27 protein-coding genes and 1 pseudogene are annotated in these 23,745 nt (G+C 53.7%); 7 read left to right on the forward strand and 21 right to left on the reverse strand.

The window, feature by feature from the left end; all coding sequences use genetic code 11:
• Window positions 1–57: 57 nt before the first annotated feature.
• The 21 genes and pseudogenes from HMPREF1546_RS03800 to HMPREF1546_RS19515 all read right to left on the reverse strand — a co-directional run bounded on the left by HMPREF1546_RS03800 (window position 58) and on the right by HMPREF1546_RS19515 (window position 15,558).
• Complete coding sequence (locus HMPREF1546_RS03800; protein WP_021750386.1) at window positions 58–1,614, reverse strand: acyl CoA:acetate/3-ketoacid CoA transferase; 1,557 nt, start codon at window positions 1,612–1,614, stop codon at window positions 58–60.
• A 93-nt stretch (window positions 1,615–1,707) separates the two neighbouring features.
• Window positions 1,708–2,574 (reverse strand): thiamine pyrophosphate-dependent enzyme, encoded by an 867-nt coding sequence (locus tag HMPREF1546_RS03805; protein WP_021750385.1) that lies wholly within the window; start codon window positions 2,572–2,574, stop codon window positions 1,708–1,710.
• Window positions 2,567–3,766, reverse strand: a complete 1,200-nt coding sequence (locus tag HMPREF1546_RS03810) for a transketolase C-terminal domain-containing protein (protein WP_021750384.1) — start codon at window positions 3,764–3,766, stop codon at window positions 2,567–2,569. The genes HMPREF1546_RS03805 and HMPREF1546_RS03810 overlap by 8 nt, the downstream gene beginning before the upstream one ends.
• A 2-nt stretch (window positions 3,767–3,768) precedes the next feature.
• On the reverse strand, window positions 3,769–4,050 hold the full coding sequence (locus HMPREF1546_RS03815; RefSeq protein WP_021750383.1) for a 4Fe-4S binding protein: 282 nt from the start codon (window positions 4,048–4,050) through the stop codon (window positions 3,769–3,771).
• Window positions 4,043–4,573 (reverse strand): 2-oxoacid:acceptor oxidoreductase family protein, encoded by a 531-nt coding sequence (locus HMPREF1546_RS03820; RefSeq protein WP_021750382.1) that lies wholly within the window; start codon window positions 4,571–4,573, stop codon window positions 4,043–4,045. The genes HMPREF1546_RS03815 and HMPREF1546_RS03820 overlap by 8 nt, the downstream gene beginning before the upstream one ends.
• 41 nt (window positions 4,574–4,614) lie before the next feature.
• Entirely contained in the window at window positions 4,615–5,076 is a 462-nt protein-coding gene (locus HMPREF1546_RS03825) for an Lrp/AsnC family transcriptional regulator (protein ID WP_021750381.1), read from the reverse strand.
• Between the two features lie 63 nt (window positions 5,077–5,139).
• Window positions 5,140–6,561 (reverse strand): DASS family sodium-coupled anion symporter, encoded by a 1,422-nt coding sequence (locus HMPREF1546_RS03830; RefSeq protein ID WP_021750380.1) that lies wholly within the window; start codon window positions 6,559–6,561, stop codon window positions 5,140–5,142.
• Window positions 6,562–6,996: 435 nt separating this feature from the next.
• Entirely contained in the window at window positions 6,997–7,350 is a 354-nt protein-coding gene (locus tag HMPREF1546_RS03835) for a hypothetical protein (RefSeq protein ID WP_036630908.1), read from the reverse strand.
• Window positions 7,351–7,801: 451 nt separating this feature from the next.
• A complete protein-coding gene (locus HMPREF1546_RS03840; protein WP_021750377.1) occupies window positions 7,802–8,752 on the reverse strand; it encodes a hypothetical protein in 951 nt (316 codons plus the stop codon).
• The gene (locus HMPREF1546_RS03845; protein WP_021751704.1) at window positions 8,749–9,309 is read right to left on the reverse strand and encodes an RNA polymerase sigma factor; all 561 of its coding nucleotides are present in this window, start codon (window positions 9,307–9,309) and stop codon (window positions 8,749–8,751) included. The genes HMPREF1546_RS03840 and HMPREF1546_RS03845 overlap by 4 nt, the downstream gene beginning before the upstream one ends.
• Before the next feature lie 177 nt (window positions 9,310–9,486).
• Window positions 9,487–10,668, reverse strand: coding sequence for an IS1595 family transposase (locus HMPREF1546_RS03850; protein ID WP_021750375.1), 1,182 nt, complete (start codon window positions 10,666–10,668; stop codon window positions 9,487–9,489).
• Window positions 10,669–10,728: 60 nt separating this feature from the next.
• On the reverse strand, window positions 10,729–11,304 hold the full coding sequence (locus HMPREF1546_RS03855; RefSeq protein WP_021750374.1) for a restriction endonuclease: 576 nt from the start codon (window positions 11,302–11,304) through the stop codon (window positions 10,729–10,731).
• 745 nt (window positions 11,305–12,049) lie between these two features.
• Window positions 12,050–12,139: pseudogene (locus HMPREF1546_RS18680) on the reverse strand (shikimate dehydrogenase); the annotation flags it as partial.
• A gap of 15 nt (window positions 12,140–12,154) precedes the next feature.
• Window positions 12,155–12,412, reverse strand: a complete 258-nt coding sequence (locus HMPREF1546_RS19835) for a hypothetical protein (RefSeq protein WP_021750372.1) — start codon at window positions 12,410–12,412, stop codon at window positions 12,155–12,157.
• Between the two features lie 9 nt (window positions 12,413–12,421).
• The gene (locus tag HMPREF1546_RS19840; protein WP_021750371.1) at window positions 12,422–12,811 is read right to left on the reverse strand and encodes a hypothetical protein; all 390 of its coding nucleotides are present in this window, start codon (window positions 12,809–12,811) and stop codon (window positions 12,422–12,424) included.
• Between the two features lie 34 nt (window positions 12,812–12,845).
• A complete protein-coding gene (locus HMPREF1546_RS19845; RefSeq protein WP_021750370.1) occupies window positions 12,846–13,001 on the reverse strand; it encodes a hypothetical protein in 156 nt (51 codons plus the stop codon).
• A 23-nt stretch (window positions 13,002–13,024) separates the two neighbouring features.
• Window positions 13,025–13,255 carry a hypothetical protein gene (locus HMPREF1546_RS03865; protein ID WP_021750369.1) on the reverse strand — a complete coding sequence of 77 codons (231 nt, stop codon included), beginning with the start codon at window positions 13,253–13,255 and terminating at the stop codon, window positions 13,025–13,027.
• Window positions 13,252–14,499 (reverse strand): MFS transporter, encoded by a 1,248-nt coding sequence (locus HMPREF1546_RS03870; protein WP_021750368.1) that lies wholly within the window; start codon window positions 14,497–14,499, stop codon window positions 13,252–13,254. Before HMPREF1546_RS03870 ends, HMPREF1546_RS03865 begins: the two co-directional genes overlap by 4 nt.
• A gap of 17 nt (window positions 14,500–14,516) precedes the next feature.
• The gene (locus tag HMPREF1546_RS03875) at window positions 14,517–14,780 is read right to left on the reverse strand and encodes a hypothetical protein (protein WP_301546163.1); all 264 of its coding nucleotides are present in this window, start codon (window positions 14,778–14,780) and stop codon (window positions 14,517–14,519) included.
• A gap of 36 nt (window positions 14,781–14,816) precedes the next feature.
• The gene (locus HMPREF1546_RS03880; RefSeq protein ID WP_021750366.1) at window positions 14,817–15,272 is read right to left on the reverse strand and encodes a DUF6198 family protein; all 456 of its coding nucleotides are present in this window, start codon (window positions 15,270–15,272) and stop codon (window positions 14,817–14,819) included.
• 22 nt (window positions 15,273–15,294) lie between these two features.
• Window positions 15,295–15,558 carry a DUF6198 family protein gene (locus HMPREF1546_RS19515; RefSeq protein WP_367646051.1) on the reverse strand — a complete coding sequence of 88 codons (264 nt, stop codon included), beginning with the start codon at window positions 15,556–15,558 and terminating at the stop codon, window positions 15,295–15,297.
• Between the two features lie 111 nt (window positions 15,559–15,669).
• Between HMPREF1546_RS19515 and HMPREF1546_RS19850 the strand changes: the two genes are divergently transcribed.
• The 7 genes from HMPREF1546_RS19850 (at window position 15,670) to HMPREF1546_RS03910 (ending at window position 23,742) form a co-directional block, all read left to right on the forward strand.
• Window positions 15,670–15,783 (forward strand): LysR family transcriptional regulator, encoded by a 114-nt coding sequence (locus tag HMPREF1546_RS19850; RefSeq protein WP_021750364.1) that lies wholly within the window; start codon window positions 15,670–15,672, stop codon window positions 15,781–15,783.
• 108 nt (window positions 15,784–15,891) lie between these two features.
• Complete coding sequence (locus tag HMPREF1546_RS03885; protein WP_349133628.1) at window positions 15,892–16,551, forward strand: LysR substrate-binding domain-containing protein; 660 nt, start codon at window positions 15,892–15,894, stop codon at window positions 16,549–16,551.
• Window positions 16,552–17,677: 1,126 nt separating this feature from the next.
• Complete coding sequence (locus HMPREF1546_RS03890) at window positions 17,678–19,171, forward strand: sugar ABC transporter ATP-binding protein (RefSeq protein ID WP_021750360.1); 1,494 nt, start codon at window positions 17,678–17,680, stop codon at window positions 19,169–19,171.
• A 14-nt stretch (window positions 19,172–19,185) separates the two neighbouring features.
• Window positions 19,186–20,133 (forward strand): ABC transporter permease, encoded by a 948-nt coding sequence (locus HMPREF1546_RS03895; protein ID WP_021750359.1) that lies wholly within the window; start codon window positions 19,186–19,188, stop codon window positions 20,131–20,133.
• Between the two features lie 80 nt (window positions 20,134–20,213).
• Window positions 20,214–21,191 (forward strand): sugar ABC transporter substrate-binding protein, encoded by a 978-nt coding sequence (locus tag HMPREF1546_RS03900; RefSeq protein WP_051319943.1) that lies wholly within the window; start codon window positions 20,214–20,216, stop codon window positions 21,189–21,191.
• A gap of 140 nt (window positions 21,192–21,331) precedes the next feature.
• Window positions 21,332–22,915, forward strand: a complete 1,584-nt coding sequence (locus tag HMPREF1546_RS03905; RefSeq protein WP_021750357.1) for a response regulator — start codon at window positions 21,332–21,334, stop codon at window positions 22,913–22,915.
• Window positions 22,916–22,923: 8 nt separating this feature from the next.
• The gene (locus HMPREF1546_RS03910) at window positions 22,924–23,742 is read left to right on the forward strand and encodes a sensor histidine kinase (protein ID WP_021750356.1); all 819 of its coding nucleotides are present in this window, start codon (window positions 22,924–22,926) and stop codon (window positions 23,740–23,742) included.
• Window positions 23,743–23,745: the final 3 nt, after the last annotated feature.

The raw sequence follows: 23,745 nt of genomic DNA on the forward strand, positions 1-23,745 counted from the left end.
TTCATTTTCCTCTTGACTTTTTATAGCTGGTCTTCCCCGGGAACGGGTCTGATGTTTTCAGAAGGACAGCCCCATCTTTTTCTCACGAAAAAGGCGCATGTCCATTAGTTTCAGGTCAGGGGCAATCTCCGGTTTGAACTCCATTTTATCCAGGATGTGCTTCTGCAGATCCACGCCCGGGGCAATCTCCGTCAGGGTCACCTTCCCGTTCAGCAGGCGGAACACTGCACGCTCTGTAATGAATAGCACAGTCTGATTCGTCTCCTGAGCGTAGATAGAGGAGAAGGTGATCTGCTCCACAGCCTTCTTGAACTTCACGCCGCTGCCATCCTGCCGGACAACCAGTTTGCCATCCTCCACGGCGATATCCTGCTTACCGGAGGTGAAGGAGAAAGCGAAGCAGACCTTCGGCGTGTTCTGGGAGATGTTGATAAAGCCTCCGGGACCCACGCAGCGGCCGGAGAACTTGGACACGTTCACGTTGCCGCAGGGGTCGATCTCCGCACCGCCCAGCACGGTCATATCCAGGCCGCCGCCGTCGTAGGTAGTGAACATATCGGATGAGCGGGTAATGGAGTCTGGGTTCACAGAGGCGCCGAACAGGGGACCGTCCAGAGGTACGCCTCCATAGATGCCAGTCTCCAGAGACAGCGTCACCTGCTCGCTGAGTCCCTCCTCGTTGGCTACATTGGCCACGCCGGCGGGAATACCGATGCCGAGGTTCACCAGAGAGCCCTTCTGCAGCTCCATCACTGCGCGGCGGGTAATCACCTTCTTGTAGGACAGCGCCAGGGGCTTTACGCTTCCCTCAGTAGGAACACGGATATCGCCGATGAGGGAGGGGCTGTAGGCCAGAGCTATGTTGTCCTCCTTCTCCGTCTTCACCAAATAGTCTACATAGGACTTGTGGATCAGCACCTGGCGGGGATCCAGAGAGCCAGCTTTCACAATATTCTTTACTTCTACGATTACCGTGCCGCCGTTGTTGTGTACGGCAGCAGCCAGCTCTAGCAGCTCACCGCGGATGGGCTCATCCTGCAGGGAAATATTGCCCAACTCATCGGCATAGCTGGCGTGGAGAATGCAGGCGTCAATGTGAAAAGCCTTGTAAAACAGGTAGTCCTTCCCATCCACTTTCACCAATTCTACAATTTCGCGGCCCTGCTCCTTGGCGCGGTCATTAATCTTACAGCCCTCCTGCCGGGGGTCGGCATAAGTGTACAGGCCCACATGGGTCAGGATGCCAGGTCGTTTGCCGCCGATGGCGGCCATCAACTGGCCATAGACGCCGAGGGGCATGGTGTAGGCCGCGATCTTGTTCTCGCTGACTGCCCGGCCAATGGGGGGAGACATCCGTAGGTGGGACGCAATCAGGGTATCGATGATGCCGTCATCCTTGATCTTGGACATGCCGCAGCCGTCCTCTACGAAGTCGCCAGGGGCGACGCCGGAGACGATAGTCAGTTTTTTGGGAGTATTCTGCTTCCGAAATTTCTTGCCAATTCCCTCCAGAATGCTGTCTGGAGAGGCAAATGCGCCAAAGCCGCTGACGCCAACGGTCATACCATCGTGGATCAGATCCACGGCCTCGGAAATTGAAATAATTTTCGCCATAGAGATGCTCCTTATTTAAGAGTTGATAAAAAAGCACAGGATACTGTTCCAGGAGGTAAATACGGAGCAGTACCCTGTGCCCAAAGTGTGTGATTACAGGCAGTTCAGCTCCGCCAGACGCTGCAGGGTTTCGTAGCGGGATTTTGCCTCAGCAATGATCCGTTCACGAATCTCATCGTCAATGCGGTTGAAGCGCTTCTGCTTTCCAAGATACTCGGGGATCAGGTCAAAATTAGTGGGCTTCTGGTTGATGGTAATCTTGCCGTCCTCCCGCTCAAACTGCAGCCACATACCGCACTTGGCCGCCAGTTTTGCGATCTGGATGGTCTGGTCAGTGGGGAACTTCCAGCCGGAGGGGCAGGGTGTCAGCACATGGATGAAGCAGGGACCGTCTTTGGTAGCGGCCTTCGCCAGCTTGCGCTTGAAGTCCCTGATGTTGCCCACAGAGGCAGTGGCTTGATAGGCCAGAGGCGTGTGTAGGAGCATGAAGTCGATGTTCTTGCTGACTTCTTTCTTTCCGGTGGGGGTGGTTTTGGTGGAGGCCCCCAGCGTGGTAGCGCTGGAGCGCTGGTTGCCGGTATTCATGTATGCCTCGTTGTTGTAGCAGATGAAGACCGCCTTGTGACCGCGCTCGATGGCACCGGACAACGCTTGGAAGCCGATGTCGAAGGTGCCGCCGTCACCGGCGAAGCCCATGACCGTGACATCGTTCTTGCCCTGGATCTTCAGGGCTTCAGAGACGCCGGAGGCAAAGGCGGGCAGGCTCATAAGGACAGTCTGAACGGAGGGAATGCCCCAGCCAGTCTCATCGCCGCTGCCTGTCAGAATGGCAGAGCAACTAGGAGGTGTCATCGTGATAGTCTTAGGACCCAGAACCTCCAGTGCCGCACGGCCAACGAGTTCCATGGGACAGCCTTGGCAGGTAGTCAGGCCTTTACTCAGCAGATCCAGTTCAGCCATTGCTGTGCACCTCACTTTCTTTCAAATCGATCCAGATGGGTTCATCACAGGTAGCGTTCTTCGCACCTAGCTCTTCCGCCTTGGCGAACACATCTTCCACCGTCTGCTCCCAGATGTCGCGGCCGCCTAGACCGGCGACGAAGCTGTAAGCGTTGGCATTGTTTCCGCTCAACTTCAGGCTGGCCAGCGTCTCCTCGTATAGGGGCCCCATGGAACCCATGGCAGAGACGCGGTCGATGACGACCACATTCTTGGCACCCTTCAGGGCTTTGGCTAGGTCCTTCTGGGGAAAAGGACGGAAGGCCACCACACGGGCGATACCGACCTTCTTGCCCTCAGCGCGCAGCTGATGGACCACATGTTGGACAGTACCGGACATAGAACCCATGCAGACCACCACAGTATCTGCACCCTCGGTGCCATCGCACATGACGCGGCTGTACTTGCGGCCGAAAATCTTACTGAACTCCTCAAAACGCTCGTCCAGAACGCCGGCAGCGGCGCGCATACCCAGATCCTGAGACTTCTTGATTTCCGTAAAGATGGCGGGAGAGGTCAGGTTGTCAATGGCGTAAGGGCGGTCGGTATCTAGCCATGCGTTGACGGGCTTGAACTCTTGAATGAACTGCTCAGCTTCCTCAACAGTGGGAACATTGACCGGCTCGGTCAGATGCGAGCAAAAGAATCCGTCGATATCCACCATAGTGGGGATCAGAACACGCGCATCCTCGCTGGTGCGGTAGGCGATCATCGTCATGTCCAGGGCCTCCTGGGGACTCTGGGCGAATAGCTGGATCCATCCCTGATCGCGCTGGGTCATGATATCGGAATGATCGCACCACAGGCACATGGGGCCGGGGATGGCACGGCTGACGACGGCCATGACCACTGGCAGGCGGGAGGCAGAGGTCACGCCGGTGACCTCATGCATCAGAGCCAGGCCGTGAGAGGCACTGGCGGTGAAAGTTCGCACGCCGGTAGAGGCAGCGCCGATGACGGCGCTCAGAGCGGAGTGCTCGGACTCCACCGTGATGTAGGTGGCATCATACTGCTTCGTATCGATCAGAGAGGAGATGGTCTCCACGATGGGGGTCTGCGGGGTGATGGGGTACGCTGCGACCAACTGTACTTTGGAACGCATAACGCCGTAAGCGATTGCTGCGTTACCGTCTAATGCCTTGATTGTTCCCATCGTTACATCCCTTCCTTTTCGCAGTCTGCTTCCAAGACAAAGTCGATGGCTTTCTTGGGGCACTCCACGGTGCAGATGCCGCACCCTTTGCAGTAAGTATAGTTGATGACCATTTTGTCCGATTGCTTCTCGATCACGCCGCAGGGGCAGTATTCCGCACAGATACCACAGTGGATGCAGGTGTCATCAATGATGACAGGCCGGCGATACCGCCAGGCACCAGTGTGAACATCAGAGATCTTTACAGAGACGGGACCCAGGATCTTAGGGAGAGTCTCAAGCATTTTCATACGCTGCTGCACAAGTTTTTGCATTTAGTTCACCAGCCTTTCCGGGAATTTTCAGTTTCACAGCCTGCATGAGGCTGTCCAGGGAAACACAGCCCGTGGCCTTGGCCAGGGCACCCAACATCGCGACATTAGGGGGGACCTCACCCAGCATCTCGTGGGTGATCTTGTTGGCGTCAATCTTGGCCACATTCTCAAAGGAACTATTGACGTAATCGACCTCATCGGTATTCACCACCAGGGTGGAACCTGGGCGGACGCCCTCTGTGATGTCGATATCCAGATCCTTCAGACTGGTATCGAAGCAGATTACACAGTTTGGGCGGTAGACGTAGGATTTAACGTTGATTGGGTCGTCAGCAATCCGAGCGTAGGTATACACAGGGGCGCCCTTGCGTTCCTGGCCGTAAGAGGGGATGGCTTGGCCGAACTTTCCCTCTATGATTGCAGCGTTAATCAGGATTTTGGCCGCCGTGACCGCACCCTGACCGCCGCGAGAATAGAATTTAAATTCCCACATACTAAGGTTTCCTCCTTATAAATTTGTCACCGCTCAACACGTCACTCCTGGTAACGCGCTAGGTAGGAATTCGTTTTGTACTGACGGATCAAAAGCTGTGTCTGCACATTTTTGACACCGTCGATGCTGTAGATCCGTTCTTCCAGATAACTGGCTACTTTTTCAGGGCTGTCGATATAGGCATGTACATGCAGCCCCGTCGTTCCGGTATGCTGAGAGACCACCGCTACTTCTTCCTGTGCAGCCACTTGATGGGCCACGGAATCCATCTTGCCGGGTTCCACTTCAATATCCATGAATACACCGGCCAGCTTTTGATAAGCTTTGGCATCGATTACCACAGTAAAACCGCGGATCACGCCGCCCTCCTTCATGTTGTTGATCCGTTCCCGGACTGCTACGCGGGACAAATGGACCTGCTCGGCAATGTCCGAATAAGAGCATCGCCCGTCGCCCTTTAAAATTTCCAGGATCTCATAATCAGTTTCATCCATCTGATACATTGCACTACCTCCATACGATTTTTCATATTGGGGCCTGCAGATGGTATCCTGGATGTATGGAAATTATCCCAGCAGACCCACGCTTGCAATCAGCGCAGTCCAGACCGAGTTGATGAGGACATAGCCGATGGTAATGACGATGCCGGTGCCCATCATATCCTTGATCTTCCAGAAACCGCCGGAATAGGTCGTGTAGCAGGTAGGATCAATGGGGACCAGGAGCAGCATGCTAGTGGACATGCAGACGGGCAGGCACACCACGATGGGATTCAGGCCCAGATTCAGCGCCAGTGCGCCAACCACGGGCAGGCACAGGCCAGCCAGGGAAACGCCCTGAGGCATGGGATAGTGTCCGACCATCATCATCAAGTTGATGACCAGCAGCAGGATTAGAATACCCATTCCGGCAACCTTGCTCAGGAACAGATCCGCCAGGATGCCGCTGAGCCACTCACCGGTACCCAAGTTGGCAACCATGGTGGCCAAAGCGGTGGCGGTGCCGCAGATCATGAATGCAGACCAGTCGACTTTGCTGTTGACTTCCTTCCAATCCACCATGTTCATACCAGGCATGGACATTACGAAGATGCCGGCCCACGCAGTCATGTACATGTCGATACCGGTGTACTTGGGGATGAACCACATAACGATCATAACGGAAAAGACAATAGCAAACTTCAGTTCATCGCCGCGCAGGGGACCGATGTTCTTGCGGTCTTCCTTTAGAGAGTCCAGACCCTTCACTACGTCCATCTCAGGCTTGAAGATGGTGCAGAAGAACAGCCAGGCCACAATGGTGCTGGCAATTGCCACGGGTACGCCCACTATGGACCACTGTACAAAAGATATCTCCACACCGCAGATGCTCTTGAGCAGAGACATAGTCACAGCATTCATGCCACTGCCAGCAGGAGTGCCGATACCACCCAGAGCGGCAGCCACAGGAATGCCCAGCATCATAGCCTTGCCATAGTTGGACTTGCCAGGCTCGCAGCCATTCTTCTCCAGCAGAGGCGTGCACAGACCAAAGAAGATTAGCGCCGTGGGGATGTCCGCCAGAAACATTGAGATGATGCAGGTCCCCAGCATTACGCTGAGCAGGACCATCTTCGACTTGTTGCCCAACATGGGCAGGACATACAGGGAGAGACGTTTGCCGAGGCCGACTTTTGCGAAGATCTGGCCAATGATCATAGCGCCCAGCAGGAAAAAGGTACCAGTTCCGGAGAAGCCGGCCAGAATCTCTTCTTCTGCCGCAAATCCGACCCATGCGCCGAAGAAGAGGACAAAGATAGCGGTAACCGCCATTGGAACGGCTTCCGTCAGCCACAGAAATACAGCGACAAAGAGGACCAAGAACCCATCCCAGCCCGCTTGGTCCAGCCCCTGCGGCACAAAGTTGTGCAGAACCGCAAAGGCACCGAAAATCAGAAGCAAGTAAATGAGCTTTTTGATTTTGTCTTTTCCAAACGCCGAGTTATCCATACAAAACTCTCCTTTTTCTTTTCCCACACACGTGAAAAATCGTTTGGCCTTTGGTTCTCTCAACGGCTGCGCATTCGTTGGGAGCTGGAGTTGCGGTATTCCGCCATCGCGATGCTATTGCTCCATGTGGAAAATATACCATTCTGGAAGCTTTCTTTGTGGTAGGGTTTGTCGAAAAAGCGAGACAAAAGGAATTTTCAGAAGAATTCTATCATTGCTACAATCCTGCCTAATTTCGATTATACAAATGTCATAAAACAATCTGCATTTTTGCACATATTTAAGTGATTATTCTGCCTCTTTGTCCGCAAGTAGTGGATTTCTGCTTCAGTGGACGGATTACGAAACGGAACTTTATTTAGATGATGTCAAAAAGCGCGAGGAAAAAATATGGTGCATACCGGGCGTTTTGTGTGTCCGGCATGCACCTTACTTTCACTTTGTTTCTGTCAAAATATCCTGCAAAAGCCTTTCTGTGCAGGCCACGATCTCCGCAAGTCCATCCTTTCCAGGAGCTTCGTAGTGGATACCGCAGATCACCGTGACCGCTATGTGAAGATGTTCGGACAGTGTTTTTGCGAACTCATCCCCCACAATGTCATCCCGATGCTCCGGAAGTAAAATAGTTTTCAGATGGCTGCGACCTTTCTCCCAATAGCCAACGCTTATGCTGCCGATATGCGGCGCACAGCCGCCGGTGATCTGCACGAGCAAGTCCTTTCCAAGCGGCTGCAAATCAATACAGATGGGATACCCCAGAACCTGCTTCTCATAATGCGATTTTTTCATGGTCATCCTCCAGTAGATCAAATTTCTGCGGCTGCCGCATCACGCCAGCCCTTTGGAGCACTCTCGCTTAAGGTTCTGTCGTTCCATGTCTAGCTTCACCTAGTGATGCCGCCTTGGGATGACTATATCAAATATCCGTCACTTTTCATATAGAAATCTGTATATATTCTCGGACCGGTCATTTTCCGGCAGTCTTCTTTCTGCTTTGATAATTACAATCACTCCATAATAAAAAACTCCCAATTCCCTTTTGTGTTCCCAGAGACTAAAATCTAGAAGCCGATGTAGAAATATTCATCTGGGCATATGATGCGCTACCTCAAGTCTTGAAAGTCAATTCCTTGCAGGTTTTCTCTCGGTTTCGTCATGACTGGTCGTTTCTTTCTGCCTGTCGGCATAGAAAGGGACAGTCGGTTTTCTCGGCTGTCCCTTGGGGTAAATTTCTTCTTTCTTATTCTGTTAAAACATCTTCTACGGAAATGGGGTTTGCGTCATACTCAATTTCTAAAGCTCCACCAATCGTATCAAAGGCTTTTAACTTGTCCAAATCATTTTTTGCGTTTGATGATACAATAATATGAAGCCGATATGGATTTTCATAGACAGCAGAATAAGAAACAAATGGTAAATCCCCATTACTCATAGCTGTGCTGACTTTAGCTTGTAATTCGGTAATATATTCTAATGTGATAACTTCATTGAATGTTTCTGTTGCCGGAGAAGTCGGGGTATTTGTTTCTGTTATTGCTTCTTCGCTCTGCGTCTGTTGATTTTCTTCTGGTTTAATATCATAATGTCCTGTTTCATTTTCGGCGGGGGTATTAGGCTCTACCTCATGGTAGGTGTTTTCATCAACAGGCGCGTCAATGTTTATATCGGGATTGTTAGTTCCCTCAATTCCTGCCACACCCTCTTTCACATAAAATTGATATATTCCATTTACCTTTACAATGCAAATAGCATCATCTGACGGGAATTTTATAAAATGATAAATAGTTTCTCCAATTATGCTTTCGTCTTGGCTATCGCCGACAATACCCATAATGTCGCCTAAATCATCATCGGTAATCTGATATGTGTTTTCATCGGTCAAACCTGTTGCATTTTCGTCTATAAGTCCGAAAGTCTTTCGTTGAGAAAAAGAAATCGGAAGATAGAGAACATCGCTTCCTTCCATTGTAAACCCGTAAGCATTTTCTTCGACAACGGGTGGTGTGCTGGGGATATCGTTTCCAATGAAATGGGGAAGTGTAAATGCCCCCGCTACGATAAGGCATAAGCAAGCTGCCATAGTTCCCCATTTCATCCAGCTGGGCTTCTTTGCTTTGTGATCCGCCCTTGCCTCGTTGATATGCTTCTCATTGATATCACCGAGGACTTCATACAGTTTTTCATTCGTCATAGTTCAAAGCCCCTTTCTAAAAGGTAGTTGTGTAGTTTTAGGCGGGGGCGGTTCAAGGTCATTGATACTGCTCCATCATTCATACTGTGTCGGACAGCAATTTCTGAAATGCTGTCGGTGTACCAATATCGGCTGATAAAAATGCTTCTTTTCTTTGGCGATAGACTATCCAAAAATGTATCAATGGCTTTCGTGAGTTCCTTTTGGTCAAATGCCTGTTCAACATCATCCTTGCCAGATACCAAGCCAGAAAGTTCCTCCAAGACCACAGGCAATTCTCCACCACCACGTTTATCGGAAGTATTGTGTTTATACCTGTTAAACGACAGGTTTCTTGTAATTTTTCCAAGGAATGTGGACAGAATGCTTGGCCTGTGAGGCGGCATGGCGTTCCATGCGTTTAAGTAAGTATCGTTGACACATTCTTCGGCATCTTCCTGATTGCCCAGTATGTTCTTAGCAATCGAGGCACAATAGTTCCCGTATTTGTCAGATGTGGCATGGATAGCCTGCTCGTTTCTATCCCAGTATAACTGGACTATCTGTGCATCATCCATCGGTTTTCACCTCACTTCCTTATTTACCTTTTCACCTATATACACAACTTTTGAACTCAAATCTCACACATTTTTTCAAACTTTTTCTATCCAATAATACCATATTGTTATCACTACAGTATATATAAATAGGACTACCATCCAGTTATGAACGATAGTCCTATTGCTGGTTGCCTTTTATACTACCTGTGGGAACTCACCCTTAGTATTGATGTCTAATGGCCTGACTTTGATTTTATCGTAGTTCTCTGCATATTGGGAGCCGTCCGCTATGGTTCGCTTAAGCAATAGTTCTTTGTCTGCAAGGGAAAGCCCCTTATGTTGCCATAGCCAGATAAACAATGCCATGTATTGGTTGAGGTATTTTGTTGCTGGTAACCGCTCTGCACTCTCTGGAAGCATTTTTTCTATCTGTGAGTGTATTCCGTTGACTGCTCCGAGGTTAAATGGGCCATTGGAATGTTCGCCAGACGGTATCTGCACATGGCGTACACGCTCCTGCTTTGCCAAAGTCGGATAGGCCCCATGGCTGTCTGTGACAAGTGTTGTATTACCGCTCAACCTGCCGCTTAATAACTTCTTTGCGTCGCCTGTTTCCAGTCTGCCTACGGATACCGGCTTGGCGATTATCTGCTGTTCATCGTCTACCACTACCACGATACAGACCTGTTCGTTGCTGATACCCCGCTTATAGGTCTTGGTATTGTCACGAAGTTCTTGTAAGTATCCGGGAATTGCTGTGACCTGCTCCCATAAACCATGCCTCACCAAATATTCGTTCTGTTCCTGCATGGTCATATTGTGCCGGGGAAATCTGCGGAGTTTCCAAATGAAAAAGGCTGGGTCCCGCTTTCCCTTGAACGATACCGGACAGTACCATTCATCACATTGTATAATGCCCTCAAAGGTAAAGGCTGGCTTGCCCCTCGCATCTAATGCACCCAAATTCTCAGCCATCCTCTGGTATAGGATGTCCCCAATCTGGATTTTGTGCCTGTGTGCTGTTGATCTGCTGACACCCATCCTCTCCGCAAGCTGGCGAATCGGGATATTCTCAATGATACCCGTAAACAAGGCGGATAACTGACTTCGGGTTAGTCTGGTGTTTGGGTTCTCTGATATGCTGAATGTCTTTCCGCAGTCCTTGCATATCATGCGGATACTGCCTTTCGAGGTGGTTCCGTGTTTTTTGACGGAAATACTCCCACAATGTGGACACGCATTGATACTTTTCTCATTCCTGTCATTTTGTTGTTCCGACCTTATTGCCTGCGCCCGAAGTATCAGTTCATCCAGTTGGTCTGCTGTCAAACTATCCAGGGCGCCGTTCTTCATTATGTCTGAGAAAAAGTCGGACATACGTAGGCCACCCCATTCTATGGAATTTTTTGCGCCTGCTCCATCTTCGGCGCTTGCCCTTCAATCGTAGATGATGTTCCTCAACAACGCCCGCTTTTGAATGTCAAGCGCCCTCTGCTGGAATTGTGCCGCTCTTTGTTGTAGATATGCCGCCTCCTTTACACACTCCTCCGCTTCACCAAATTCTGAGATGATTTGAAGCCGAAGTTCGTTTTTGCTCTTTGCCTTTTCTTCACTCTCATCTAGTAATGCTTTTTTCAAATATCCTGCATCATTTAGCAGTGATGCCACCATGATACCAAACAGCCCCTTGTGCTGATTTGGATTGTCTATCCTCCTCTCTATATTGATGCGCTTAAATTCTTCCCACTCTGGGGCCGCTATGATTTCAACTGCTAAGTCCTTTGCGTACCTGCGAGCCTCAAAGGTTACATAGTTGTTTGTGATAACGACTGGCTCCCCATAGTCCTTGTGATGCGCTGTCCCAGCAAATATCTCTTGGATTGGTCCTTTCCCAAGAGGCTTGTTGTAGTACTTGCATTGAATATAAAACCGCTTGGTCGTGTTCTTATTTACTGCGGCTATAGCTATGATATCTATACCACAGTCGTTCTTACCTACACGCTCTGCCTTCATCCGAAGCTGACAAGCAGTTCTTTAACCCATTCCTCAAACTCAATGCCAGAAGCGCAACGCTCAAAGTCAATGTCCATAGGCTTACGCATGATGTATACGTCCTTTCAAAGTAGATTGAACTTTTTAAGTTCAACCCCTTTTATCCAAACGTATCATTGTGGTTTTCTCTGCCTAATTGGAGATGTATCACTTAATATATGGGATGTTTAGGTGGAAAATATAACGTAGTTCTCTCTCCTTGGAACGTCATATATATCTTTGCTATCAAAAAATATTTGATATTTCAATTTTGTATATGCACAATAAATAGATACTTGAATTATCTAATCTGCTTAAAATAATAGACGCACCCATTTCTGAGCGCATCTGTATGTTTATAGGCAGTATTCACATAATATTCGTCAGCTTATGGCCGGGAACACAAAGTCGAATTGGGACATAAAAAACAAAAATAATTCGTCACAGTAAAGGGGAACCGCATTTATCCCGGAAACCGTAGACAGCATGACCGGAAATCTTTATAGCCGGAAAGATCACAAAGCGGTAAAATGCCTTATTTTTTATACATTTCCCTTGTCCTTGTGGTGGGGAAAGCACGATTTAATAATAACGTAATGTTAATAGTAGAAGCTACCGTCCGATAAAAGGCGCTATCGGCTATGAAGTCTGCAAATCTCCCATATTTTCAGTCGTAAAACACCGTACTTGTTGCTACACTGAACACAGGAAGAACTCTATCTTGGAGATAATTGTATATGGCCGGGGAGCCGGAGTGGCCCACCGGGGAGCCGATCAAGCAATAGAGCTTGGTGTGTCCGGAAATTCTGCTCTCCATCGTTCGTTTCCTCCTTTATCTTTCCAGCACCTCGGGCCAGATCTGTTCCAGCACGGCCCGGGCGGCTTCATAGTTGTCCTTTGCGGCCTGGGCCACGCCCCGGCTCAGGATCTCGTCGCTGATGACCTCCACGCCCACCACGGCGGGCCGGACGCCCTTGTCCCGGATCAGCCTTACAAAGCCGGCGGTGTTGCCGCAACCAGTGCCGGGGAGCATCCGGTCGTGCATGGACTCGTCCCGCAGGATGCTCTTGGCATAGGGATGGGCCTGCACGTCGTTGATCTAGGTGGAGACGATCTTCTCCGCCGGGAGACCCTCCAGGACCGACAGGTCCAGGGGCTGATCCGCCCGGACGCAGTGCCAGGAGTCCAGCAGCAGCTTAGCGTTGTCGCAGCCGGCGGCCTGCACCACGGCCCAGGCCTTCTTCACATCCGGTAGGCCGCTGTAAGGCATGGGCTCCACGCCGATGGTGTACTTCCCCGCCCGATAGCACAGCTCCCGGAGCCTCTGGGCCGTGTGCTCCACAGAGTAGTTCTCCATCAGGCCGCAGTTGATGCTGTCCATCCCGAAGAGTCCGCACATGTGGAAGCAGATCTGCTCCTTGTACTTCTGCTCATAGGAGCGGTGCTCCCCCGCCCACTGGACGATGTACTCCACCTCCGTGACCTTCATGCCGTACTTGCCCAGAATATCCAGAAGATCTTGATCAAAGAGCCCCCTCGTTCAAGGCGTCCACATAGGTCTCCGCCCGGAGGCCGATGCCCTCGAAGCCGGCAGCATTGGCGGCGGCGATACGCTCCTCAAAAGCGCACTGGTCCCCCAGTGTCCAGGAGTTGATGGTGATGGGATCGTTCTGAGACATGAATAGTTCCTCCTTATGATTCTTTATCGTTCCGGCACCCGCCGCAGCACCTGGCGGCAGACCTCTTCGATGCTCAGATGGGACGTGTCTACGGTGATGTCCGCCGCGGCCTCGTACTTGGGGCGGCGCTGTTCCATCAGGGCGGCGATGCCCTGGTCCATTTCAAGGCTCTCCCGGCCCAGCATCCGGCCCAGTCCGGCGGAGACAGAGGACTTGCCCGCACCCATGAAGCCAATCAGAAACAGGTTGTTCATCTCTGGGCCTCCATAGCCGCTGCGGCCTCCACAGCGCCGGGCCGCTCCCGCTTCAGGCTGACATTGAGGTACAGGGCTAGCAGGATGCCGTTCAACATCACCGCCATGTTGAACAGCAGCACTAGCTGGGGGCTCTCGATACCGCCGATTCGAGTGAGGACGCCCGCCACGCTGACCACCAGATAGTTGGCCACGCTGGAGGCGATCATGACGACGGGGGTGATGACGCCCCTCTTCTTGGGGAACATCTCATTGGCCACCGCCGTCCCCAGCTGCAACACGCCACCGGCGGCGAAGAACCCCAGCAGAAAGCTGCCGGCCAGACACATGACGGGCTCCTGGACCAGGTAAATGGCCACCAGCGTCGCCAGGGCCACGGTGGGATAGGCCACCAGGGTCTTGGCGGGTTCCACGTTCCGCTTCAGCAGGGTCGCGCTGGCAAAGAGCGCCAGGACGATCCCCACGGAATAGAAGGACTGAATGCGGCTGGGATCAGTGAGGCCGTAGAGGGCCCCCAACTCCTGATTGCAGTTGATCCACAGCATAAAGGTGGTGGAGGTGGTGAATCCCAGGCACACCAGCACCACGGCGGAGGTGGTGAACTGCATCCGCTCCTTGGGGGCGTCCTTGGCCTTCACAGTCCACTCAAAGGACAGGAAGGGCAGGAACGCCAGGAAGACACCGTCCACGATGATCAGCGCCGCAGTGGCCAGGAAGATAGTGCGGAAGGGCAGCTTCCGCACCGCCACGAAGCTGATGACAAAGGGGAGCAGGAACCGGGCGATGGAGATAGAGAGCCCGGTGAAGATGTTGGCAATGGTGCCCTTCTCCTTGAAAATCTCCATGCAGGAGGGGGTGATGCTAGTGTCCAGGAAGGAGTTGGCCATGCCACTGACAATGGCCAGGGCGTAACCCACATACAAGTTGGGGGAAAACGTCACCGCCAGCAAAAACACGGCGTATAGGGCGTAGCCGACCAGGGCGGAGAGGCGGCGGCCCAGCCGGTCGGACAGGGGCCCGGCCACCGGAAAGGCGATGAGCCAGCCCAGGCCGATGGCAGCGATCACCGCCACCACGCCGGAGACATCGTAGCTGCCGTCCGTCAGGACGGCGGCATCCCACATGGCGGCGAAGTCCTGCTTGTACTGGCCCATGATGGAGGCGGTGATGCCCAGGACAAAATAGGTGATGTACAGGACCAGTGCTGTGGGGTAGTATTTTCTGGAGTCCACAGTCTGGTTCATGTCGGTTCTTCCTTTCTTCAGGTGTAGAGCAGCGCCCGCATCTCCTCCACCGCCATCTCCAGGCCGCTGTAAAGGCGGAACGCCGCCTCCTGGCAGAGGAGCATCCCCAGCCCGTCGCAGGTTTTGCAGCCGGCGGCCCGGGCCGCCGGGATGTCAAAAGCCAGATAAGCCCAGTTCAATCCAAATTCCTGAAAGCAGTGTTTATACATGGCCGGGGACTGGGAGTGCTCCACCGGCGTTCCGATGAGCCCCAGCATGGCCGTGGTTCCTGAAATGTGCAAAGCAAGTTCCTCTCTTTCTGCCATAGGGCGTGCCATTTATGCGTATTTCTCCAGCAGGGATTTGAATGCTGCTTTCTGGTCCAAGAAACGGTTCATCTGCCCGATCACCTTTTCCTTGATCAGAGCCGCCAGAACGGTTCCGGCCCCCCAAGCCATCCAAAATACTCCCCAAATGCCTGCCAGCAGTGCGGTGACGACCAGGCACCTCAGATCGAAAGGCACCTTGATCCGCGCATAGGTCACACCTGTGATGGCCGAGACTTCCCGTAGGAACAGCTCTGTTGGAACAAACAGTATTTTACAGTGGTTGAAAAGGGCTACGCCAAAGCAAATCACCAGATAACTCACGGCAAAATACGCCACCCGAAAGGGCAACGTCTTGGGCAGGACGCCAATCCCAAACTCCAGCAGCTCCCCAAAGCAGAATCCCACCGCGAGACTGAGGAGATAAGCCGGCACGAACCGCTTGCGCAGCAGCATCAGGTTCAGCATCAGCCCCCTGGAAGAGATAGGTCTACGTCCCCATGGAGCGCGCCGGACATACGGCAGTCAGGGCATATGGCATGCTGGAGATTGCCGGAATGCCGGAGCCGGAGTACCGCATCAGTACTACGCCGAATCTGTTGATTACCAGTGCAGCCAGCAGCGCGACCCCGCCCCGGACAGTCAGGCGCTTATCGAAGTCCTCCATGGCACATCCACTTCCCACCGGAATTTGTAGTACCGGGCGAGCACGTGCCGGGTGTCCTACCGTGTGTATTGTCAGTTCGGTTACCATCACTGCATTTTAATGATAAGAAATTAACAAATCAATTATTTTGTATAAATTTATAGAAACTTTCTATCGTTTGTGGTATAGTGAGCCTGCAAACCATAGGGGGGATCTTTCATGAATCTGCTGCACCTCCGCTACTTCGTCGAGCTGGCGCATACCCGTCATTTCACCCGCGCGGCAGAGCAGCTCTACATCACACAACCCAGCTTGAGCCATGCCATTACCTAGTTGGAGACAGAGTTGGGTGTGCCGCTGTTTGAACGGGCCGGGCGGACTACCACATTGACCCGGTTTGGGAAGCAGTTCCTTCTTTGTGCACAGTAGACATTGACAACCTTGGATGAAGGAGTGGGCGCTCTGCAGCGAGTGGCCCGGGGCGAGGGCTTGATCCGCCTGGGACTGCTCCGGACGCTGGGCGTAGATTTTGTCCCGGGACTGGTCGCCCGCTACCTGCGGGAAAATCCCGGTTGGAATCTCCGCTTCACTTTCCATACAGGGGTTACCCAGCAGCTTCTGGAGGGACTGCTGGAAAAGCAATTCGACCTGGCGTTCTGCTCCCAGCCTCCGGCGGCGCTTCAACTCACAGCCGTTCCTGCGGGCCGTCAGGATGTGGTCCTGATCGTCCCACGTAGTCATCCCCTGGCAGAATTCCATACGGTAGATTTGGCGGATACCCTCTCTTACCCGCAGGTCTATTTTTCCAAGAGCTCCGGAATGCGGGACGTTGTGGACGGCCTGTTTGCCCAGATCGGCGGCACCCCGAAAATCGCCTATGAGACGGAAGAAGACCAAGTAATTGCCGGCTTAGTGGCGCATGGCTTTGGGATCTCCGTGGTTCCTTATATGGAGATGCTGCTACGTCTGGATGTGAAGATCCTGCAGATTAGTCGCCCTGTGCTGGAGCGGAATTTTTATCTGGTCAGCAATGATAAGATCTACCTGCCGCCAGCGGTACGGCAGTTTCGACAGTATGTTTTGAACGGCGGATACCTGTGAAGGTATACAATTTTGCAGTTTGGGATTTGTGCCTCCCTGATGGCAGATTTATGACAAATTATATTTGATTTTCATTGCCTTTTGGCAGTGTGAGGCGGGGAACAATCTGATTTTCCCGTGCAAAACATGCGGCAAACCAGTCCCGTTTCATGTGTTCAGCCCAGCCCGGGGATAATCATGAACCCATTTAGGATCATTTTAAAAGCTGTCTGGATATCCGGGTCCCCGGCTCCAAACAGTCGGGCAGCTTTTGGACGGAAGGCCGAAACGGTATCCCGCAAAAGATCTATCCCTGGTGCTTTTACAATCCTCTCACTGTACACATGGTTTTTTGTGCTGAGGAGCACCTTTCTTTGATCGATGCGGCATAGTTTCAGCCTGACATGTGCCGTTCCGCTTTCAGGCGGACACAGAACAGAAACGTCACAGGCAGAAGTCACGAGGCAGGCGGAATACCGAGCCAGTACCTTCCCGACATAACAGCACACAGCAGAGCGGGAACAGGTATGAGCGCAGGCCCCTTTTTCACGCACGGGGCCGCCGGCCTGCGTCCGTCAGTCTCCAGCAATCCTGCGCTTTCTGGATTTCATAGCGTGCAGGAGAAAAGTGAAGCCAGATGGATGTATGAGAGACTATTGGCCTTTTGTATAAGGTTCTTTCTAAATAAAAACAAAAAATTTCTATTGGAGCTTTGCCGTACCGGTATCAAGGATGCAATGCCTCATATACCAGATTCCGTTGTCAGCGTGTCAGCCTTTTAAAAAAGCACGTACATTGTCTACACCCCCATGCCGCAGAACGTTGAGATATGTACCTTCTCTCAGCGCCTGATATAAAATAGCCACACTAAAATAGCCACACCCTTAGGTGTGGCTATTTTTATATGTCACAGGGACTTCCAGACGTTCAGCGAAAATGTCTGACCGTGCATAAGTGCCGCCTGCTCTGCAGATGCAGAAGGTTTTTGTAAACATATAACAAAAAAGCACTTACACATTTACACAAAATGACGTTTTTGAAAAAAAACCAAAAATCCTCCCCTGTCATGTGAAAAACAGGCGTTCCAAAAATGCCGGGTGTTCGATAAAATAATCACAAAGAGGTATATGTGAGGGGGGAGAACTGCATGGAGTATATCTTGGAAATGAAGGATATCAGCAAAACCTTCCCAGGCGTCAAGGCGCTGGACCATGTCCAGCTGCAGGTACGGCCGGGAGAGGTCCATGCGTTGATGGGAGAAAACGGAGCCGGTAAATCGACCCTGATGAAGATCCTGATGGGGATTTACACCAGGGATGCCGGCGGTGAGATCCTGTTTGATGGCAAGCCCTATATGGTTTCCAACCCCAAAGAAGCCATGGACATGGGCGTGGCCATGATCCACCAGGAGCTCAATCCCATCTTGGATATGACCGTATACGAAAACATCTTCGTAGGACGGGAACTGCGCAAGAACGGTCTGGTGGACAAAAAGGCCGAGATTGAACAGGCTCAGAAGCTGATTGAGGAGTGCGGACTGCACGTCTCGCCCAAGGAGACGCTGCGGAACCTGACAGTTGCCCAGTGCCAGCTCATCGAGATCATCAAGGCGATCTCCGTCAACGCCAAGGTTATCATCATGGATGAGCCCACTGCCGCCATCACCGACCGGGAAGTGGAGCTGCTGTTTGGACATATCCGCCGCCTGAAGGAGAAGGGCGTTGCCATCATCTACATCTCCCATCGCATGGCGGAGATCTTTTCCATCTGCGACCGGGTCAGCGTCTACCGGGATGGACAGTACATCGGGACAGGCACCACAACGGAGCTGGACGAAGGCCAGCTCATTAAAATGATGGTGGGACGGGAGATCACGGATGTGTATCCAAAGCTGGAGGCGGACATCGGCGAGGTCGTCTTTGAGGCAAAAAACATCGTCCGGGCCGACAACAAGGTCAAGGGCGTGAGCCTGTCCGTCCGCCGCGGTGAAATTCTGGGAATCGGCGGGCTGGTGGGCGCTGGGCGCAGCGAGCTGGTGGAAGGCATCTTTGGCATGCACGCCCTTTCACAGGGAGAGATTTTTGTCCACGGCAAGCGGGTGAAGATCTCCTCTCCGGAGGACATCATCAAACAGGGTGTTGCGCTTATCACCGAGGACCGAAAGGTCACGGGACTGAATCTCAGCGGCACGGTCAACGACAACATTGCCATGGTGGCCATCAAAAAGCTCCTGACCCACGGACTCTACAACAAGGGAAAAGCCCGCCGCGCGTCTGAGGAGTATATCGAAAAGCTCAACATCAAGACTCCTTCCGCAGACCAGATCGTGGGAAACCTCTCCGGCGGCAATCAGCAGAAAATCGTCATTGCAAAGTGGCTTTTGAACGATCCGGACATCATCATTCTGGACGAGCCCACCCGCGGCATCGACGTGGGTGCCAAGCGGGATATCTACCTGCTGCTGGGCAATCTGGTGCGCCAGGGCAAGGCGGTCATCATGATCTCTTCGGAGATCCCGGAACTGATGGGTATTTGTGATCGGATCATGGTCATGTGCGAGGGCAACTATTCCGGAGAGGTCAGCCGGGAGGAATTCTCCCAGGAGCGGATCATGACGCTGGCCTCTGCCATCAAGGTGTAAAGGGAGGAAGAACTATGAAAGAAAAGAGTCGTGCAAAATCGCTGATCAGCGAATACTTCATCTTCGTGATTTTTATTGCGCTGGTGGTGGTGCTGACCTGCCTGAAGCCCAGCTTCATCCAGCCTGCCAACCTGGTCAATATTCTGAAGCAGGCCTCTATCAACGGCATTCTGGCATTCGGCATGATGTTCGTCATCATCGCGGGCGGCTTTGATATGTCAGTGGGCTCAACGGTCGCGTTCACCGGCATCCTGGCCGCCATGCTGGGCCAGGGACAGTATCCGATCTTCGTGCCGCTGATCGTAGCCATGCTGGGCGGCCTGGCCGTGGGCGTTGTCAACGGCGTGGGCGTTGCCGTGGGCAACCTGCCTCCGTTCATCATGACACTGGGAACCATGACGGCGGTCCGTGGTCTTGCCCTCCTGATCTCCGACGGCAAACCCATCATCGGAATCAGCGAATCGTACAAGGCTGTGGCGGCGTCTTCGATCTTCGGCATTCCCATGCTGGCGGTCTTTCTGGTGATTACCATTCTGCTCTGCTCCTTCGTGCTGTCGAAGACAGTCTACGGCCGCCGGGTATATGCCTGCGGCGGAAATCTGCTGGCAGCGCAGGTCTCCGGCATCAACACCACCAAGATCCGCATCTCCACCTTTGCCATCGCGGGGCTTCTGGCAGGCCTGAGCGGCTTTTTAATGACCTCCCGTGTTACCATTGCCCAGCCCACAGCGGCTGAGAGCTATGAGATGGATGCCATCACGGCCTGCGTGGTGGGCGGCGTCTCTATGACCGGCGGCGTGGGCAAGCCTTGGGGCGTGGTGATTGGCTGTCTGCTGATCACGGTCATTGCCAACGGTCTGGACATCATGGGCGTGTCTTCCCACTGGCAGAAGATCGTCAAGGGCGCCATCATCGTACTGGCTGTGCTGATCGACGTGAAGGGCAAGAGCAAGAAACGCTGAACGGTATTGAGAGAGGGGCGTTCCCCGTCCTGCTCTTGATATATATCGAAATGAACCAAACATTTCAAGGAGGAAAGAACATGAAAAAGAAGAAGTTTCTGGCTCTGCTGCTGACCGGCGCCATGGCGCTGGCCGCCCTCACCGGCTGCAGCAGCGGCACCGAGACCACCGAGGAGAGCACTGGTGGGGATGCGTTCGCCGAGAGCGGAGACGGCGCCTATAAGATTGCCCTCATCCAGCAGCACCAGACCAACGCGTTCCAGATCGGCGTCACCGAGGGCGCACAGGCGAAGGCCGATGAGCTGGGTGTAGAGTTGAACATTCTGAGCGCCGATCAGGACGCTGCCAAGCAGATCAGCCAGATCGAGCAGTGCGTGTCCGAGGGCTATGACGCCATCCTGTTCGAGCCCGTGGATCCCGATGGCCTGCGCGACGCCGCTAAGGCCGCTGCCGACGCCGGCGTCATCATGATAAACATCGTATCCGCCTGCACCGACTGGGAGTCCGCCGGCATCTCTGCCGTGTCCTGCGGTGACAACGTCAAGGCCGGCGAGAATGAGATGCAGCATGTAGCGGATCTGCTGGGCGGCAAGGGCAACATCGCCATCCTGACCGGCCCCTCCTCCACCACCGACACGACCGCACGCCTGGAGGGCTATCGCAATATTCTGGCCAACTATCCGGACATGACGGAAGTGATTGCTCCCGCGGACTGCGCATGGGACACCGCCAAGGCCCAGTCCACCGTGGAGAGCTGGCTGTCTGCCTATGATCTGGACGCCATCGTCTGCCAGAACGACGGCATGGCCGTGGGCGCGGGCAACGCCGCCGGTGCCAACAGCGGCATCGTCATCACCGGCCTGGACGGCACCCCCGACGGCTATGAGGCCATCAAGGACGGCCGCATCACCGGCACCGTGGCGCAGGACGGCGGTCTGATGGCTTCCAGCGGCGTGGAAGCTGCTGTCACCCTGCTGGACGGCGGCACGCTGGAGAACAATCTCATCATCGCGGACAGCGTGTGGATTGACTCCTCCAACGTGGCGGATTACGAGTAAGCTGTCAAAAGCGACAAATCGATCCGCTGATTCTCCAAAAATTCTTGGCAAATACCGAGAAATAGCGTATAATGACAGGGAAAGGGAAAACGGGTTCGTTTTCCCTTTCCTTATCAGAATCTGCGTGGGAGGTGCTGCGGATGCTGCGGGTCGTTTTGGCCGATGACGAAAACAAGGTGATCCTGCTGATGCAGAAGCTGATCGACTGGGAGGCGCTTGGCTACGAGATCGCAGGCACCGCCAACGATGGACTGCGGGCATTGGAGCTGGTGCGGGAAAAGCAGCCGCATCTGCTGATCACGGACGTCCGGATGCCCGGCTGCGACGGCATCGAACTGATCCAGAGGGCCAAGGCCCTCCAGCCCAAGCTGCATTTCATCGTCATCAGCGGATACCGGAAATTTGAATATGCCCAGAACGCGCTGAAATACGGCGTGGAGGACTATCTGCTCAAGCCCCTCAAGCAGGAGGAGCTCACCGGCATTTTGCTGCGCCTCAAGGAGAAGATGGGGCAGGAAGCCGCGCTGGAATTCCAGCTGAAAAGGAGCGGAGAACACCAGCAGGAGCTGCTGCTGGACGCCCTGCTGGGAACGGCGGAGCGTGGCACCTCCTTTTTGAGCGCCGGGCAGGCCAACGGGGAGTACGGATTTCACTTTGGGAGCGGCACTTACGCCGCCGCAGTGATCCGGGTGGATGTGCCCGATGCGGAATCCTATCAGGACGGCTATCGGATCCTGCTGCGCCATGCGCTGGAAATCGTGCGGCGGGAGAGCGGCCTGCTGACGGAGGAGTTCGCGGCCTCGCTGGGCCATGCCGGGATCGCAGTGCTGCTGTACCTGCGGGCCTATCATGCGGTGGAAGTGACGCAGTGCTTCACCAAAATCCGCAAGGAGATCGAAAATCAGCGGGACTTGTTCTGGAATGTCCAGGCCACCGTCTGCCTGGGCAGCCGGAGGGACTCTCTGGAGCAGGTGGGGGAATCCATGCGGGAGGCGCTCTGGCTGTGCAGGGATCGGCTGTGCCGGCCGCAGTCCTGGCGGGATGCCGCGCTGGAGATGCCGGATCTGGCCCGGCGGTATCAGATGGACGCGTCCCGGAAAAAGAGCTTTCAGGTGGCGGCCGAGTGCCTGGATGAGGTGCGCTTTGTGCAGGAGCTGGAGGAGAGCTGCCGGACGGTGGAGGCGCTGCCGGACCTGAACGGGCAGATGGTGGAGGACTGGTTCCGCCAGGTTCTGGAGGCATGCCTCTACGGAATGCGCCAAAGCGGTGAAACGGAAGCGCCCCTGGAGGAGGAGATGGATAAGCGGTTCTGGCACTGCACGGACATGGCGGCAGTATACCGGCTGCTGCGGCAGGGCATCCAGGCAGAGATCCAGCGGCTGAAGGAGGCGAAAGCCCTGCGGGAGATGCGGCCGATCACAGAGGCAAAGCACTATATCCAGCAGCACTATCAGGAGGCCCTGCGGCTGGAGGATGTCAGCACCGCCGTGGGCTTCAACGCCACCTATTTTTCCACACTGTTCAAAAAAGAGACCGGGCAGAACTTCATGGACTATCTGACGGAGCTGCGCATCAGCAAAGCTAAGGAGCTGCTGTGCGGTGAGGAGCTGTCTGTGCAGGATGTGGCAGAGCAGGTGGGGTACCGGGATCTCAAATACTTTTCCAGATTGTTCAAAAAACTTACCGGTGTGAGCCCGTCAGATTATAAGAAACTTTACAAGTAGGTGATACCATGTGGCCGTGGACGGACTGGAAACTGCGGCGGGCGCTGCGGCGCTACCGGCGGGAGCGGGACCTGGAGGCCGTTTTGCAGATGGACTGGCACCGGGATTTGGATCTGAGCGCATTTTTCACAGATGTGGAAGAGCGGCTTCACGGAGAGGAGATTACCAGACTGCGGCAGAAACAGGCGGAATATCTGGCGCTGCAAAACCAGATCAACCCCCACTTCCTCTATAACGCCCTGGAGGCCATCCGCACAGACGCCCTACTGGCGAACTGTCCGGATATTGCCGAGACCACGGAGGCTCTGGCGACCTTTTTCCGATACACCATCTCCAATGTCCAGGAGTATGTGACCTTTTCAGATGAGCTGGACAATGCGGAAAACTACTTTACCATCCAGCGCTGCCGATTCGGTGACAAAATCTCTCTGGAACTGGAGCTGGAGAACGAGCGGCTTTTGGAAGTGCGGATGCCGAAGCTCATCCTGCAGCCTCTGGTGGAGAACGCAGTATCACATGGGCTGGAGGGCAAACTGGGCCACGGCACGGTCCGCATCATTGTGGAAAACAGCGACCGGACATTTTTCCTGCGGGTGCGGGACGACGGCGTAGGGATGCCGGACGAACAGGTGGAGCGGCTCAACGCGCAGTTCGGCGGAGTTGGGGGCGCGGATATGACCCAGCCGTGCGGAGGAATCGCCCTGCGGAATGTCAACAGCCGCATCCGGCTCATGTTCGGAGAGGACTACGGCCTGCATTTGTTCAGCGCCGCGGGCGTTGGCACGGAGTGCTGCGTGACGCTGCCGCTGCGTTTCCGGGAGGCGTAGAAC

It is taken from the genome of Oscillibacter sp. KLE 1745, assembly GCF_000469445.2.
GTDB classification, from domain to species: domain Bacteria; phylum Bacillota; class Clostridia; order Oscillospirales; family Oscillospiraceae; genus Oscillibacter; species Oscillibacter welbionis.